This window comes from Cryobacterium sp. MP_M3 (genome assembly GCF_015752155.1).
GTDB lineage: Bacteria > Actinomycetota > Actinomycetes > Actinomycetales > Microbacteriaceae > Cryobacterium.
Map to the genome: position 1 here is coordinate 92,212 of NZ_JADOVI010000008.1, position 14,797 is coordinate 107,008.

The window sequence follows — 14,797 nt, forward strand, 5'->3', positions numbered from 1 at the left end:
CGTCATCGCGCATGGACCGGGATCAGTCGACCAGACGGGCCGCGAGGCCCGCGAGCGTCTCCGACGTCCCGGCCTCCAGCTTAATCAGCGCCCGGCCGTCTCCCTTGGTGACGCCGCGGTTGATGACCACGATCGGCAGTTTGCGACGCCTGGCCTGTTCGAGCAATCGGATCCCCGAATTCACCACCAGGGAGGACCCGGCTATGACGAGGGCCTCCGCGCCGGCCACGAGCGCGGTCGCCTCGGTGAACTTGACGGTCGGCACCAGCTCGCCGAAGAAGACGACGTTGGGCTTGAGCATGCCACCGCACACGGTGCAGGCGGGGATGACGAAACCCTCAACGTCGGCGACGTCCGCGTCCCCGTCCGGCGCCACCCGCACGGCATCGGGTTCGCCGAGGAACGGATTGTCCTGTTCGAGGCGGGCCGCGACGCTGTCCCGGCCGAACGCCTGGCCGCAGGCGAGGCACACGACCAGGTCCATCGACCCGTGCAGGTCGACGACGTGCCGCGAACCGGCCCGCGTGTGCAGGCCGTCGACGTTCTGCGTGATCACCCCGGAGATCGCGCCATGCTGCTCGAGCCGGGCCAGCGACCGGTGGCCGAGGTTCGGTTCGGCCGCGCGGAACCGATGCCAGCCGAGATGGCTGCCCGCCCAGTAGCGTTTGCGCGCCCGCTCGTCCTCAACGAAGGTCTGGAAATTCATCGGGGTGCGCACCGGCGCGCCCTTGCCCCGGTAGTCGGGAATGCCGGAATCGGTGCTCATCCCGGCGCCGGTGAGCACAGCGGTCTGCTTGCCGCGCAGCAGTTCCGCGACGGTGTCCAGTGCCTCGGCGGCGACCGCGTCGGAGACCGGAATCGTCTCGGTGGTCATGGTGCTCCATCCTCTGTCCCTCCGAGTCTAAACTCGCGGGTTTTGGTGTGGGTGACAGATCCGGGTGACGGACCTGACAGGCTGGAGTCGCTCATTCCCTCGAAAGGCGCCATCGCTGTGCAGATCGTTCACATCACCGACCTCGACCTGCCCGGTCTTGCCGACTACGCACGACTGACGGATGTCGCGCTGCGGCGCGTCGCCGAACCGGCGGGGGGCCTCTATATCGCCGAGTCCAGCAAAGTCATCGTGCGGGCTCTCGCGGCCGGGCACCAGCCGCGTTCCGTGCTCGTCCAGGAGCAGTGGCTGCCCGATGTGCTCCCGTTGCTGGCGGAGTGGCCCGACGTGCCCGTCTACGTCGGCGAGGCGGGCGTCCTCGAGAAGCTGACCGGGTACAACCTTCACCGGGGTGCACTGGCCGCGATGCACCGCCCGCCCCTGGCCGCGGTCGCCGACCTGATCCGGGACGCCCGGCGCATCGTCATCCTCGAGGACATCGTCGATCACACCAACGTCGGGGCGATCTTCCGTTCGGTCGCCGGACTCGGCGCCGACGCGGTGCTGATCACCCCGCGCTGCGCCGACCCGCTCTACCGGCGCAGCGTCAGGGTCAGCATGGGAACCGTGCTGCAGGTGCCGTGGACGCGGCTGCCCGAGTGGGGTGAGGCCGCACCGCTGCTTCACGCCGCCGGCTTCCACCTCGCAGCACTGGCCCTGTCGGACGATGCGGTGAGCCTGGACCGGTTCGCCGCGGACGCGCCGGAGCGCCTCGCCCTCATCCTCGGCACCGAGGGCGACGGGCTCAGCGCACTGGCCATCTCCGCCGCGGACACGGTCGTCACGATCCCGATGCTGCACGGCGTCGATTCGCTCAACGTCGCCTCCGCCAGTGCCGTCGCCCTGTACGCCCTGCGCGTCCCCGCGCCGGCCGACGGTAGAATTGACGGATGCCGCTGACCCGACGCCAAACCTTCCGCCGTCGTCGCCTCGCCGTGATCGGGGTTCTCGCCGTCGTCCTGGGCGGCGTCGGCTACCTCGCCGGCACCGGCCTCGCCCCGGTCCCCGAGGCCGCCGCGAGCCTGACCCAGCCGGCCGCGCTGACCCAGCCCGCCGCCCAGCTGACCTGGCCGGGGGCCGGGTCGGGCGCCATCGGCGCCGTCGGCTACGACGGGGTGCTCGGCTCCGGCGGCGAGCAGGGCACCGTGCCGATCGCGAGCATCACCAAGATGATCACCTCGCTCGTCGTGCTCGACAAGAAGCCCCTGACCGGCAAGCAGGCCGGACCCGACATCGCGTTCTCCGACAAGGACGTCGACATCTACTACGACGTGATCGCCGAGAACGGGTCCGTCGCGCCCGTGTCCGCCGGTATGGTCCTCAGCCAGCGCCAGACCATGGAGGCCATGCTGCTTCCGTCGGCGAACAACTACAGCATCTCCCTCGCCGTCTGGGCCTTCGGCTCGGTCGATGCCTACCTGGCTGCGGCCCACGACTGGCTTGCCGCGCACGGCCTGGACCACACGTCCGTGGCGGACACGAGCGGTCTCTCCCCGGGCAGCAAGAGCAGCCCGTCCGACCTGATCGAGATCGGCAAACTCGTCGTCGCCGACCCGGCCCTCGCCTCGATCGTCTCCGAACGCACCGCCGACCTGCCCACCATCGGCACCGTCACCAACACCAACAAGCTCCTCGGCAAGCACGGCGTCACCGGGTTGAAGACCGGCACCACCGACGAGGCCGGGGCCTGCCTGCTCTTCTCCGCGGAATTCAACGTCGGCTCCGAGACCATCACCCTGGTCGGCGTCGTGCTCGGCGGCACGGACCACACCGAACTCAACGCCTCCATCTCCGCGCTGATCGAGAGCGTGAAGCCCGGGTTCCGGGAGGTCACCCTCACCGACAAGGGCGCCGCGTACGCCTCCTACGACACCAAGTGGGGCCAGGAGAGCCACGCGGTCGCCGCGAAGGCCGCCTCCGTTCTCGTCTGGTCGGACACGCCGGTCACCGCCGTGGCCACGGCACGTCCGATCACCCTCGGTGACGCCGGAGACAAGGTCGGCGCGGTCGACTTCGCCGTGGGCGGCAAGACCGTCAGCGTTCCCCTCGTACTCGACAAGACCATCGACGACCCGGGCCCCGAGTGGCGGTTCAGCCATCCCGGTGAACTGGCCGCCGCCGAGAAATAGGAACCCGGCCCGGCCGGTCCGTCAGGCCGGGGTTCGGCTGAACGGCCCGGCCTCCGGACGCTTGGGCAGCACGTGGTCGCCGGAGGACTGGTGGCGGATCCGCCGGAGCACCCATGGGACGAGGTACTCGCGCGCCCACAGGATGTCCTCACTGCGGGCCTTCCGCCAGGTCGTTCCCGGCATCGGCTCCGGCACGAGCGCTTCGAGGGTATTCGTCACGTTCAGCACGTCGAGCACCATCCGCGCCACGGTGTGGTGGCCGAGCGCGTTCAGGTGCAATCGGTCTGGGGCCCACATTCCGGCTGCCTGGATCTCGGTCAGCGACCAGAGATCGGCGACCACGCAGTCGTACCTCGCCGCGATGGCCCGGATGTTCTCGTTGTAGATCGCGACCTTGCCCCTGATGCCGCGGAAGACGGGGGAGAACCCGACGTCGGCGCCCGTGAACAGCACGATGGTCGCTCCGTCGGCGGCGAGCCGGCTCACGGCCTCTTCGCACCGGGCGGCGATGACGTCAGGGTCGGAGCCGGGCCGGAGCACGTCGTTGCCGCCGGCGGAGATGGTGATCAGGTCGGGGTGCAGCGCGAGAGCCGGCTCGATCTGCTCGTCGATGACCTGGCCGATCAGCTTTCCGCGGACCGCGAGGTTCGCGTAGGCGAAATCCTCTGTGCCCTGGCTGAGAACCTCGGCCACCCGGTCCGCCCAGCCGCGGTGCCCGCCGGGGCTGGCCGGTTCCGGATCTCCCACCCCCTCCGTGAAGGAATCGCCGAGGGCGACGTAGCGGGACCACGGGTGCTTCGGCGTCGTCATGCTTCCATTGTCCCCGCTCGTACCAAACTGTCGGCGCACCTTGCTAGATTTTAGGGAGTGACTACTTTGCCTGCCTTCGGACCAATCCAGGGAACGAGTGCAGCCGAACACCTGTCCCCGTCCTTCCCTGAGCGCGCAGCCTGGGGCACGGCGAACAAGCTGCGGGCATGGCAGGCCGAGGCTCTCGAAGCGTATTTCGTGCACCAGCCGCGCGATTTCCTGGCCGCGGCCACGCCGGGGGCCGGCAAGACCACCTTCGCCCTGCGGCTGGCGGCCGAGCTGAAGGCCAGGCGGCTGATAGACCGGATCACCGTCGTCGCCCCGACCGAGCATCTCAAGCGCCAGTGGGCGGATGCGGCCGCCCGGGCGGGCATCCGGCTCGACCCGAGCTTCAAGAACGCGAATGGGCGCTACGGCAGCCACTTCCACGGCGTTGCCGTCACCTACGCCCAGGTGGCCAGCCGAGCGGCCTTGCACCGTGAACTGACCCAGTCCAGCCGCACCCTGGTCATCCTCGACGAGGTGCACCACGGCGGCGACGCACTGAGCTGGGGCGACGCCATCCGGGAGGCCTTCGAGCCGGCCACCCGCCGGCTCTCCCTGACCGGCACCCCGTTCCGCTCCGACACCTCGCCGATCCCGTTCGTGAGCTACCTGCCCGACGAGCACGGCATCCGGCTGTCCCAGAGCGACTACAACTACGGCTACGGCCGCGCCCTCGAGGACGGCGTGGTGCGCCCCGTCATGTTCATGGTCTACGCCGGACACATGAAGTGGCGCACGAGGGCCGGTGACGAGATGGAGGCGAAGCTCGGCGAGGGCAACACCAAGGACATCACCTCGCAGGCCTGGCGCACCGCTCTCGAGCCCACCGGGCAGTGGATCCCGGCGGTTCTGCGCGCGGCCGACTCACGGCTCACCCAGGTGCGCCACGGCATCCCCGACGCCGGCGGACTCGTGATCGCGACCGACCAGACCACGGCCCGCGCCTACGCCACCATCCTCGAGGAGATCTCCGGGGAGCCGGTCACGGTCGTGCTCTCCGACGAGAAGGAATCCAGCGACCGGATCGACGAGTTCTCGCACAACACCCGCCGGTGGATGGTGGCCGTGCGGATGGTGTCAGAGGGCGTCGACGTGCCCCGGCTGGCCGTGGGCGTCTACGCGACGAGCGCGTCCACCCCGCTGTTCTTCGCCCAGGCGATCGGCCGATTCGTGCGGGCCCGGCGCCGCGGTGAGACCGCGTCGATCTTCCTGCCGAACGTGCCGGGCCTGCTCAGCCTCGCCAACGCACTCGAACTCGAGCGGGACCACGCCCTCGACCGCAGCAACCGCGACGACGGCGACGACGGGATGTACAACCCCGAAGACGCCATGGTCGCCGCCGCGAACAAGGAGGAGAAGGGCTCTGACGAGCTCGGCGAGGAATTCCTCTGGCAGGCCATCGACTCGCAGGCCACCTTCGACATGGTCATGTTCAACGGCGACGAGTTCGGCGAGCTGGCCGAGCCCGGGACCGACGAGGAATTCGACTTCATCGGCATCCCCGGCCTGCTCGAGCCTGAACAGGTCTCCGAACTGCTCCGCCAGCGGCAGACCCGCCAGGCCAAGCGGTCGACGGACCGGCGCAAAGACCCCGTGACAGGTGAGATAGCGCCGGAGGAACCACCGCCGCTGTACCGCACGTTGAAGGAACAGCGCACCCTGCTCGCCAGCCTGGTCGGCATGTGGTCCAAGCTCGCCAGCGAACCGCACGGCATGGTTCACGCCGAACTCCGGCGCGAGTGCGGCGGTCCCGCCGTCGCTCAGGCCAGCGTCACGCAGCTGCAGAAACGGATCGACCTGCTCCGCCGCCGCCTCGGTCGCAGCTGACCAACTCACGCCGTACGGGGACTCAGACGACGACCTCCTCGGGAATCCGGACCGCTCGGCCCGGCGCGACGTCGCCGGCCACGTCCAGCGCGGCCAGGATGTCCGCCATCAGGTCGTCGACGTGCTCCAGCCCGATCGACAGCCGCACGACGGCGGCGGCCGGCCGGGCACCGGCCTCGACCGGCCGGTGGGTCAGCGAGGCGGGGTGCTGAACGAGCGAATCGACCCCGCCGAGGGAGACCGCGTGGGTGATCAGCCGGCAGGCCTCGGTGAAGCGCACGGCCGCGTCGAACCCTCCGGCGAGGTCGAGGGCGATGATCGATCCGGCGCCGGCGCTCTGCCGGTTCAGCAGGCCCTGCGGGTCCTGGCCGGGCAGGCCGGGATAGTGCACCCGGGCGAGCGCCGGATGCCCGACGAGCCGTCCCGCGATCTCGGCCGCGGTGGCCTGCTGGGCGAGAACCCGCACGGGCAGGGTGCGGAGCCCCCGGTGCAGCAGATACGCCCCGAACGGATGCAGGATCCCCCCGGTCAGCGCGCGCACCTGGCGCAACCGCACCACCCAGCCGGCCGGACCGGACACGGTTCCGCCCATCGCGTCACCGTGGCCGCCCAGGTATTTCGTCGCACTGTGCAGCACCAGGGTCGCACCTGATTCGAGCGGCCGCTGCAGCACCGGCGTCGCAAAGGTGTTGTCGACCAGCAGGGGAACCTCGCCGGCGGCATCCGCCACCGCCCGGATATCGGTCAGTTCCAGGGTCGGGTTCGCGGGCGTCTCGAGGATGACGAGCCCGGTGTCGGCCCGGATCGCCGCGGCCACGCCGGCCGCGTCGACCCAGGTCACTGTCGTGCCCAGCAGTCCGGTCGCCAGTACGTGGTCGGTGCCGCCGTAGATCGGTCGCAGGGCCACCACGTGCGGCTTGCCCGCGGCCACGGTGGCGATCAGCACGGCAGCCAGGGCGGCCATCCCGCTGGCGAAGGCGACGGTGCCCTCCGCGCCCTCGAGGGCGGACAGCGCCGTCTCGAACCGGGCGACGCCCGGCTGCCACAAACGTTGGTAGACGGCGGACTCGCCCGGCACCAGGGTGCCGCCCGTGGCGAGGTTCTCATAGGAATCGCCGCCGGCCTCGACCTCGCTGAGCGGGTTCGTCGTCGACAGGTCGATCCCAGGAACATGCATCCCGGCCTTGGTCAGGCCGTCCATCCCGGCGTGCACGGCAATGGTTTCCAGGTGCGGCATCGTTGGCATCATCCTCAGACCAAAACAGATTCTGTGTCCGCACACAAGGCCTCCTGCAGGGTCTTCCGTCTGGACGGGGATTGTCGCATAAACTGCTCGTCAAGGAAAGTGTGGGTCCATGGAACCGAAGAAATCCGAAATCGACCGGGTCGACCGTGCGCTCCTCCGCGCCCTGTCGGTCAACGCGAGGGCCTCCGGCGCCGCCCTGGCGGCGGAGATCGGCGTAGCCGAGTCGACCGTGTCCCTTCGGCTGCGCCGCCTGCAGCAACTCGGGCACATCCGCGGCTACCGGGCGAACATCGACCTGGCCGCGCTCGGCGCCTCCCTCCAGGCGTTGATCTCGGTGCGCCTGGTCAAGCACGCGAGGGTGCAGATCGACGACTTCCGCAACGCGGCGCCGCACTGGCCTGGCGTGATCGGCCTGTTCCACACGGCCGGAGCCGACGACTACCTGCTGCACGTGGCTGCTGCGGATGCCTCCGACCTGCGTGACTTCGTGCTGGAGCATCTCGCGGAGCATCCGGCCGTGGCCCACACCGAGACCAACCTGATCTTCGAGTACGTCGACGGGGACGGCTGGCAGGACCTGGTCAAGTAGCCGCAGCCGGTCGACGAGCCCCTGGCGCTACGATTGTGCCGTCAGGGAGGACGGGGCATGGACAAGGGCAGGCTCGAGGCCTTCAGCGACGGGGTGCTGGCCATCGTCATCACCATCATGGTGCTGGAGTTGCGGGTGCCGGAGGAGCCGAGCTGGGCCGGGCTGGCCGGCGTGCTGCCGACCTTCCTGAGCTACCTGCTCAGTTTCGTCTACGTCGGCATCTACTGGAACAACCACCACCACCTGTTCCAGCTGGCCGGCCGGGTCAACGGCACCATCCTCTGGGCGAACCTGCATCTCCTGTTCTGGCTGTCCCTGTTCCCGTTCACCACCCGGTGGACCGACGAGTCCGGATTCGCGCTCGTGCCCGTGCTCGTCTACGGCGGCAACCTGCTGCTGGCGGCCGTGGCCTTCTACGTCCTGCAGGCAACCCTGGTCCGCCAGCAGGGGAGGGATGGAGCCCTCGCCCGCGCGCTCGGCCGGGACTGGAAGGGGAAGTCCTCGCCGGTGATCTACCTCGCCGGGCTTGTGCTCGCCCTGCTGCATCCGCTGGCCGGAATGGCGGCCTACCTCGTGGTCGCGCTGCTCTGGCTCGTGCCAGACCGCCGGGCCGAGCGGTTTCTTGCCCCTTCAGCGGGAGAGTGAACGGGGGAGTGAGCCCGGCTGGTCCCGGGCCGCCTGCAGGTCTTAAAAAACAACGCCCCCCGCCGAAGCGGGGAGCGTTGAAGCAGCTTATGTGGCTGTTATTTAGAGGGCGCGGATGTTCTCGGCCTGGGGACCCTTGGGGCCCTGGGTTACCTCGAACTCGACCTTCTGGTTCTCGTCGAGCGACTTGTAGCCGTTCGATGCGATCGCGGAGTAGTGCGCGAAGACATCGGCGCTTCCGTCGTCGGGAGCGATGAAGCCGAAGCCCTTTTCAGCGTTGAACCATTTCACGGTACCTGTTGCCATTTTTGAAACTCCTCCAGGAGTGTTAGAAAGACCTCGACTTTCGAGGCCGTTCGTCGCGGTATTCGTCGTCCGCTTCCGAAAGGAATACGCCGCGGGAACCGAAGTCACCGCGTTTTAAGACGTGCAAGCACTACAACTACTGAGATAACACTAGCCCACGTCGCCCGGTGCGAACTCTTTTCTGTGAGAATTTGAGGCTAAAGCGTTATGTTTCCTGAAAGTCGTGCACAAAGTGGGCGGGGCCTGCACTAATCCACGGTCACGAAGTCGATGAGGTGTTCCACCCGGCCGAGCAGTTGCGGCTCGAGGTCGGCGAAGGTCCGCACCCGGCCGAGGATCCGCTGCCAGGCCCGGGCGATGTCGGCCTGATCCTCGTGGGGCCAGCCGAGGGCCTCACAGATCCCGTGCTTCCATTCGATACTGCGGGGAATGTCGGGCCAGGCTGCGAGCCCCAGGCGCTCGGGCTTGACCGCCTGCCAGACGTCGACGTACGGATGCCCGACAACGAGCACGTGACGGCCGTACGGCCCGCGCGCCACGGCGTCGGCGATCCGGCTCTCCTTGGAGCCGGCGACGAGGTGGTCGACCAGCATCCCGACCTTGCGGGTCGGCCCCGGCTTGAACTCGGCGAGAAGTTCCTCGAGGTTGTCCACGCCCTCGATGTACTCGACGACGACGCCCTCGATCCGGAGGTCGGCGCCCCACACCTTCTCGACCAGCTCGGCGTCATGGCGCCCCTCGACGAAGATCCGGCTGCCGCGGGCGACCCGGGCCGGGGCATCCGAGACGGCCAGGGAGCCGGAGGCGGTGCGGGCGGGCTTCCGGGATGCTGCGCGGGCGGGGGCGACGAGCACGACGGGCCGGCCGTCGATCAGGAAGCCGCCGCCGAGCGGGAACAGGCGCAACTTGCCGTGGCGGTCCTCCAGCGTGACGACGCTCTTCTCGATCCGCACCACGGCGCCGCAGAAGCCAGTGGCAACCTCTTCGACGACGAGGCCGGCGGTCGCGTCCTGGGACGGGATGACGGTGCGACCCACGTCGCGCCAGCCTGCGTGGAGCACATCCGCGCTGTAACTGTCCTGCGGGTCGCCATCGTGCATGTCTCGGTCGTCCATTCCTGTTGTCTGGCCAGGGGCCCAGATCCCCGGCGCCGGATTCCGCCTCGATCGACGCTAGCGGAAGTCACGCGAGATCGTGGTGGCGGTGATGGTGAGCGGCTCGAAACGGTCGGCGATCAGGTTGGTCACACCCTCTGGAGAGCGCTCGAGAATGCCGCGCACGATGAGGGCCGGTGATTCCCGGGCGACCCGCCGGAACCGATTCCAGACGCCGAGTCCGGCGATCACATTGAGGGTCCCCGTCTCATCCTCCAGGTTGAGGAAGGTGACCCCGCCCGCGGTCGCCGGGCGTTGCCGGTGCGTGACGACGCCGCCCACTTCGAGCCGACGGCCGCTTTCGCGCTGCGCCAGGGCGTCGATCGGCACCGCTCCCCGAGCGGCGAGCGACGCTCGGGCATGCCGGATCGGATGGTCGTCGGGGGAGATGCCGGTGGCCCACAGGTCGTAGACCACCTGTTCAGCCGCGGTGAGCAGCGGCAGCAGCGGCGGCTGGACCGACACGGACGTGCCGGCGAGGTAGCCGGATCGCTCCCAGGATGCGTCGCCGGCGGTCCACAGGGCGGCGCGGCGGTCCAGGCCCAGCCCCTGGAACGCGCCGGCGGTGGCGAGCGCTTCGAGCTGGTCGGTGCTCAGCCGGACCCGGCGGGCGACATCCGCCATCGACCGGTAGGGCCCGTTCTCGGCACGTTCGGCGACCAGCCTGCGGGCGAGATCCTGGCCGATCCCGGTCACCGCGGCCAGCCCCAACCGCACGCTGAACGCCCCATCGCGCCGGTGCTCGCGGAAGTCGGGAGGAACGGCCCGGTCGAAGGGGCCGACAGGAGGCTGCTCCGCGTGGAGGCAGGCGGGGCGCCCGCTCCCTCCCGGCGTGCTCCCGCCCGGGACTCCAGCGGGGCGTTCCAGCGATGCGTCGGGCTCCGACCTGAGGATGTCGGGCCGGAGCACCTGGACTCCGTGCCGCCTGGCGTCCGCCACCAGCGACTGCGGGGAGTAGAACCCCATCGGCTGGGCGCGCAGGAGCGCGGCGAGGAAGGCGGCGGGATAGTGCAGCCGGAGCCAGGCGCTGGAATACACGAGCAGGGCGAAACTGATCGAGTGGCTTTCGGCGAAACCGAAATTGGCGAAGGCCTCGATCTTGGCGTAGATCGAGTCGGCCACCTCACCGGTGATGCCGTTGGACGCCATTCCCGCGTAGAGGCGGGCCCGGAGGGTGGAGATCTTCTCCACCCCGCGCTTGGAGCCCATCGCCCGGCGCAGCAGATCGGCGTCCTCGCCGGTGCAGCCGCCGACGGCCATGGCCATCTGCATGAGTTGCTCCTGGAAGAGGGGCACGCCCAGGGTGCGTTCGAGCACCGGTTCGAGCTTGGGGTGCAGGTAGGTCACCGGTTCCTGGCCCAGCTTGCGCCGGATGAACGGATGCACCGCCCCACCCTGGATCGGGCCGGGCCGGATCAGGGCGATCTCCACGACGAGGTCGTAGAACCGGCGAGGCTGCAACCGCGGCAGGGTGCCCATCTGGGCGCGGCTCTCGACCTGGAACACCCCGACCGAGTCGGCCCGGCAGAGCATGTCGTAGACGCCCTGCTCTTCCCGGGGGATGGACTCGAGGCTCCAGGACTCACCCAGCTCCTCCCGCACGAGGTCGAAGGTGTACTGCAGGGCGGCCAGCATGCCCAGTCCGAGCAGGTCGAACTTCACCAGGCCCATCCAGGCGCAGTCGTCCTTGTCCCACTGCAGGACGGTGCGCTGGTCCATCCGGGCGTGCTCGATCGGGCAGACCTCGCCGACGGGCCGGTCGGTGAGCACCATCCCGCCGGAGTGGATTCCGAGGTGGCGTGGCGCGGTGAGGAGTTGTTCGGCCAGGTCGGACACGAGCGGGGGAATGTCATGGTCGACGCTCGCCACAGCCTCTCCCGACCGCTCCACCTGCTTCGACCACGCGTCCTGGCGGCCGGTGCTGTAGCCCAGGGCGCGGGCCACGTCCCGGACCGCGGATTTCGGCCGGTAGGTGATCACGTCGGCAACCTGGGCGGCGTTCAACCGTCCGTAGCGCCGGTAGACGTACTGGATCACCTCCTCCCGGCGGTCCGAGTCGAAGTCGACGTCGATGTCGGGCTCCTCGTCACGGAGGCTGGAGAGGAAGCGTTCGAAGGGCAGCCGGTAGAAGATCGAATCCACGGCGGTGATCCCGAGCACGAAACAGACGGCTGAGTTCGCGGCCGAACCGCGACCCTGGCAGAGGATGCCCCGTCCTCGGGCGAATTGGACGATGTCGCGCACGATCAGGAAGTAGCCGGGAAAGTCCTTCGCCTCGATCACGGCGAGTTCCTTCTCGATCCGTTCACGCACGTTGTCATTGAGGCCCGGATAGCAGCGGGTCGCACCCTCCCAGACCAGGGCGCGGAGCCAGCTCATGGGAGTGTGTCCCTCCGGCACATCCTGGCTCGGCAGGCGAGGTCGGGCCCGGCGAAGCGAGAAGGCGAGTTCCCTGGCCAGCGGGACCGTGTTCGCTACCGCGCCGGGGTAGCGGCGGAATCGGGCGGCCATTTCGTCGCCGGCACGGAGGTGGGCGCCGGCCGTTGCGGGCAGCCAGCCGTCGAGTTCGTCCAGGCTCCGTCTGGCGCGCACGGCCGCGACGGTGGCGGCCAGCCGGGCATGCTCAGGACTGGCGTAGTGCACGTTGTTCGTGGCCAGCAGAGGCAGGCCCGCCCGTTCGGCGAGCGCGGCGAGGGCGTCGTTCGTGCTGGAGTCGAGCTGGTTGCCATGGTCGAACAATTCGACGTAGACGTTGTCCCGGCCGAAGAGCCGCACAAGCCGGGTCAATTCCGTGGCCGCGGCGGCCTGGTCCCCGGTCGCCAGGGCAGCCCGGACGGCGCCCTTGCGGCATCCGGTCAGGACGGCCCACTGGCCGGCCGACTGCTCTGAGAGTCGTTCGAGGTCGTAGACCGGCCGTCCTTTCTTGTCGCCGGCGAGCTGTGCCTGCGTGATGGCCCCGGCCAGCCGGTGGTAACCGGTCTGGCCTCGGGCAAGCACGACGAGGTGGGTGCCCTCCGGATCGGGTATCCCGTTCTGCGGACCGGACAGGCCGAGGGACAGCTCCGCACCGAAGACCGTGCCGACCTCGGGGTGACTCTCGGCCGCCTCCGCCAGGCGGACCACCCCATAGAGCCCGTCGTGATCCGTCAGGGCGAGCCCGGTCAATCCGAGGCGGTTCGCCTGTTCGAGGAGCTGTTCGGGGGAGCTTGCGCCGTCGAGGAAGCTGAAGCTGGAGTGCGCGTGCAACTCGGCATAGGGCGTTGAGCCTGGAGTGGGCCGTGCCGTGACGGCTGGTTCCTCGTCTGGGCGGTAGGGCGCTCGTCGTCGCGACCAGGCCGGGCTGTCTCCACCGTCGGCGTTGGGCGGTGTGGCGGTCGGGCGGCGCCGGTCGGAGAGCGCGCGCTCCAGTTCCGACCAGGAGATCGGCGGGTTGCTCCATCCCATCAGGGTTCTCCTTCCGGATTCCGGCCGGATGGCCTGAGGGGCATGAGTGGCCTGAGCGGCATGATGGGCCAGGGTCGCTCAGTCATAGCGGCCCTCCGCCCACCAGCGGCGGTCGTCGAGTTGGAGAAGCCAGGCGGCGCCGTCGGCATCGACGATTTGCACCCGGTCGACCTGGCGGCCGCCTCCCGGTCGCCACCAGCCCTCATGCACGGGCCACGGGCCGGCCCAGGCGACCACCGGACGCAGGTCGTCCTGATGCCCTGCGGGGGAGAACTGCACGGGATCGGCGGGGAGGAGACCGCGCTCGTCCACCAGGACCTGGCTTCCGTCCTGGGTGAGCAGGCAGACGGGTCGTCGCTCCCGGAACACGGTTGCCGGCAAGGGCCCTGCCAGGCTCCCCGGCCACGGGGCCGCGGCGGACCCGGCCGGCCCGGCGTGACGGCCGGCAGGCGCATCCCCCCAGGGGACGAAGACCTGGCGCTCGGCGAGCAGCCTGCCGCCGCCGACCACGGCCGTGACCACCCCCTCGTGCCCCAGCATGCTCTGCACCCGGGACAGGGCGTGATGAATGCGTTCGTCTGGTCCGGAGCCCCAGAGTCCCGGCTCGTGGTTGCCGGCCGCGTCGACCTCCTCCGGGAGGGTCCGGAGCCAGCACACCGCCGAGTCGAGCCCGGGATCGCCGGCCCCGCTGCCCTGCAGCTGCCAGCGCACCCGGTCGACGACGTCGGCGGCGTCGAACCAGCGCGGATGCCGCCAGCTGCGACCGACCATCCGGCCGGAGTCCAGGCCGACCTCGACCCGGAGGGTCGTGCAGACCAGGCGGGCGCCGGCGAGGCCGTCGACGAATCCGTCGGCCGGCGCGCGGGCCGCGAAGGCGACCTGGTCGATCCGGTCGAGGGGAGGCTCGAACCGGAGCAGCAGGTCGCGCTGCGGGGGCGGCACCCTGGCCTGCACGGGAGCCGGATCGTCGCCGCGGGCCTGCGCCTGCGCCGCCATACCCGCGGGCCCGAACCGCTGCGCGACCTGTGCGGCGGGAAGGGCGGCGAGATCGCCCAGGGTGTGCACGCCCAGGCGCCGCAGCAGCAAGGCCAGCCGCGCGTCCACGACCAGGGCGACCGGCATTCCGGCCAGGAAGCCGGGTGAGTGTCCGGGCGGCACCGCCCGGACCGTCGCCCGTTGAGCGCTCCGCGCGGCCTGCTCAGCGGCGAACGGCCCGTCGGCGATGCCGACCCGGGCATCGGCGACCCCCAGGTCGAGGACAGCGTCACGGATGGATTGCCCGGCCGGTTCCTCGCCGCCGTAGAACCGGGCGGGACCCCGGGCCCGCACGGCGCAGGTGCCCGGGCGGATCGTCGCCACGCCGGGGGCAACCTCCTCGAGCCGGGCCAGCACCGGCTCGAACGCCCGCTCGTCCAGCAGCGGGTCGTAGGGCAGCACGACGAGGCTCCCGCACCGGTATTGCGCCTCGCGGAGCGTCAGCCCGCGCCGCACCCCGTCAGCCCGCGCCGACGCCGACGCCGCGAATACCGTTCCCTGGGAGATCAGGGCCAGCGGTGCATCGCGGGGGAGACCGGCCTCCGCGCCGGCGGCGGCGACCGGCCAGTCCGGGCACCAGAGCACGATCGTCCTCGAGGATGCGGGCGGGGTCGGGGGAAGCTCAGGGGCGACCAC

Annotated in this window: 12 protein-coding genes; 5 read left to right on the forward strand and 7 right to left on the reverse strand. The window is 70.1% G+C overall.

What is annotated here, in order from left to right; genetic code table 11:
• Nucleotides 1-22: 22 nt before the first annotated feature.
• Complete coding sequence (locus tag IWX89_RS10900) at nt 23-874, reverse strand: Sir2 family NAD-dependent protein deacetylase (protein ID WP_196903585.1); 852 nt, start codon at nt 872-874, stop codon at nt 23-25.
• 117 nt (nt 875-991) lie between these two features.
• On the opposite strand from IWX89_RS10900, the gene IWX89_RS10905 reads away from it, so the two are divergent.
• Both IWX89_RS10905 and IWX89_RS10910 read left to right on the forward strand, forming a co-directional pair.
• Entirely contained in the window at nt 992-1,831 is an 840-nt protein-coding gene (locus IWX89_RS10905; RefSeq protein ID WP_196903586.1) for an RNA methyltransferase, read from the forward strand.
• A complete protein-coding gene (locus IWX89_RS10910; RefSeq protein WP_196903587.1) occupies nt 1,822-3,060 on the forward strand; it encodes a D-alanyl-D-alanine carboxypeptidase family protein in 1,239 nt (412 codons plus the stop codon). Before IWX89_RS10905 ends, IWX89_RS10910 begins: the two co-directional genes overlap by 10 nt.
• 21 nt (nt 3,061-3,081) lie before the next feature.
• Here IWX89_RS10910 and IWX89_RS10915 read toward each other — a convergent pair whose 3' ends face one another.
• On the reverse strand, nt 3,082-3,870 hold the full coding sequence (locus tag IWX89_RS10915) for an SGNH/GDSL hydrolase family protein (protein WP_196903588.1): 789 nt from the start codon (nt 3,868-3,870) through the stop codon (nt 3,082-3,084).
• Nucleotides 3,871-3,927: 57 nt separating this feature from the next.
• Between IWX89_RS10915 and IWX89_RS10920 the strand changes: the two genes are divergently transcribed.
• Complete coding sequence (locus IWX89_RS10920; RefSeq protein ID WP_196903589.1) at nt 3,928-5,742, forward strand: DEAD/DEAH box helicase; 1,815 nt, start codon at nt 3,928-3,930, stop codon at nt 5,740-5,742.
• 22 nt (nt 5,743-5,764) lie between these two features.
• On the opposite strand, the gene IWX89_RS10925 is transcribed toward IWX89_RS10920, so the two are convergent.
• The gene (locus tag IWX89_RS10925; protein ID WP_196903590.1) at nt 5,765-6,979 is read right to left on the reverse strand and encodes a PLP-dependent aspartate aminotransferase family protein; all 1,215 of its coding nucleotides are present in this window, start codon (nt 6,977-6,979) and stop codon (nt 5,765-5,767) included.
• A 118-nt stretch (nt 6,980-7,097) separates the two neighbouring features.
• Between IWX89_RS10925 and IWX89_RS10930 the strand changes: the two genes are divergently transcribed.
• Nucleotides 7,098-7,577, forward strand: coding sequence for an Lrp/AsnC family transcriptional regulator (locus IWX89_RS10930; RefSeq protein ID WP_134506540.1), 480 nt, complete (start codon nt 7,098-7,100; stop codon nt 7,575-7,577).
• 57 nt (nt 7,578-7,634) lie between these two features.
• A complete protein-coding gene (locus tag IWX89_RS10935; RefSeq protein WP_196903591.1) occupies nt 7,635-8,222 on the forward strand; it encodes a TMEM175 family protein in 588 nt (195 codons plus the stop codon).
• Between the two features lie 102 nt (nt 8,223-8,324).
• Here the strand turns inward: IWX89_RS10935 and IWX89_RS10940 are convergent, their stop codons facing one another.
• The 4 genes from IWX89_RS10940 to IWX89_RS10955 form a co-directional block, all read right to left on the reverse strand.
• A complete protein-coding gene (locus IWX89_RS10940) occupies nt 8,325-8,528 on the reverse strand; it encodes a cold-shock protein (RefSeq protein ID WP_035840308.1) in 204 nt (67 codons plus the stop codon).
• Between the two features lie 248 nt (nt 8,529-8,776).
• Entirely contained in the window at nt 8,777-9,643 is an 867-nt protein-coding gene (locus IWX89_RS10945; protein WP_231383164.1) for a DUF3097 domain-containing protein, read from the reverse strand.
• 57 nt (nt 9,644-9,700) lie between these two features.
• A complete protein-coding gene (locus IWX89_RS10950; protein ID WP_196903592.1) occupies nt 9,701-13,126 on the reverse strand; it encodes an error-prone DNA polymerase in 3,426 nt (1,141 codons plus the stop codon).
• A gap of 78 nt (nt 13,127-13,204) precedes the next feature.
• Entirely contained in the window at nt 13,205-14,797 is a 1,593-nt protein-coding gene (locus IWX89_RS10955) for a DNA polymerase Y family protein (RefSeq protein ID WP_196903593.1), read from the reverse strand.

Bases quoted from the DNA above. Each gene is read 5' to 3' on its own strand.
- IWX89_RS10900 (WP_196903585.1), bottom strand. From the start codon at position 874: ATGACCACCGAGACGATTCCGGTCTCCGACGCGGTCGCCGCCGAGGCA.
- IWX89_RS10910 (WP_196903587.1), top strand. From the start codon at position 1,822: ATGCCGCTGACCCGACGCCAAACCTTCCGCCGTCGTCGCCTCGCCGTG.
- IWX89_RS10915 (WP_196903588.1), bottom strand. From the start codon at position 3,870: ATGACGACGCCGAAGCACCCGTGGTCCCGCTACGTCGCCCTCGGCGAT.
- IWX89_RS10925 (WP_196903590.1), bottom strand. From the start codon at position 6,979: ATGCCGCACCTGGAAACCATTGCCGTGCACGCCGGGATGGACGGCCTG.
- IWX89_RS10930 (WP_134506540.1), top strand. From the start codon at position 7,098: ATGGAACCGAAGAAATCCGAAATCGACCGGGTCGACCGTGCGCTCCTC.
- IWX89_RS10935 (WP_196903591.1), top strand. From the start codon at position 7,635: ATGGACAAGGGCAGGCTCGAGGCCTTCAGCGACGGGGTGCTGGCCATC.
- IWX89_RS10940 (WP_035840308.1), bottom strand. From the start codon at position 8,528: ATGGCAACAGGTACCGTGAAATGGTTCAACGCTGAAAAGGGCTTCGGC.
- IWX89_RS10945 (WP_231383164.1), bottom strand. From the start codon at position 9,643: ATGGACGACCGAGACATGCACGATGGCGACCCGCAGGACAGTTACAGC.
- IWX89_RS10950 (WP_196903592.1), bottom strand. From the start codon at position 13,126: ATGGGATGGAGCAACCCGCCGATCTCCTGGTCGGAACTGGAGCGCGCG.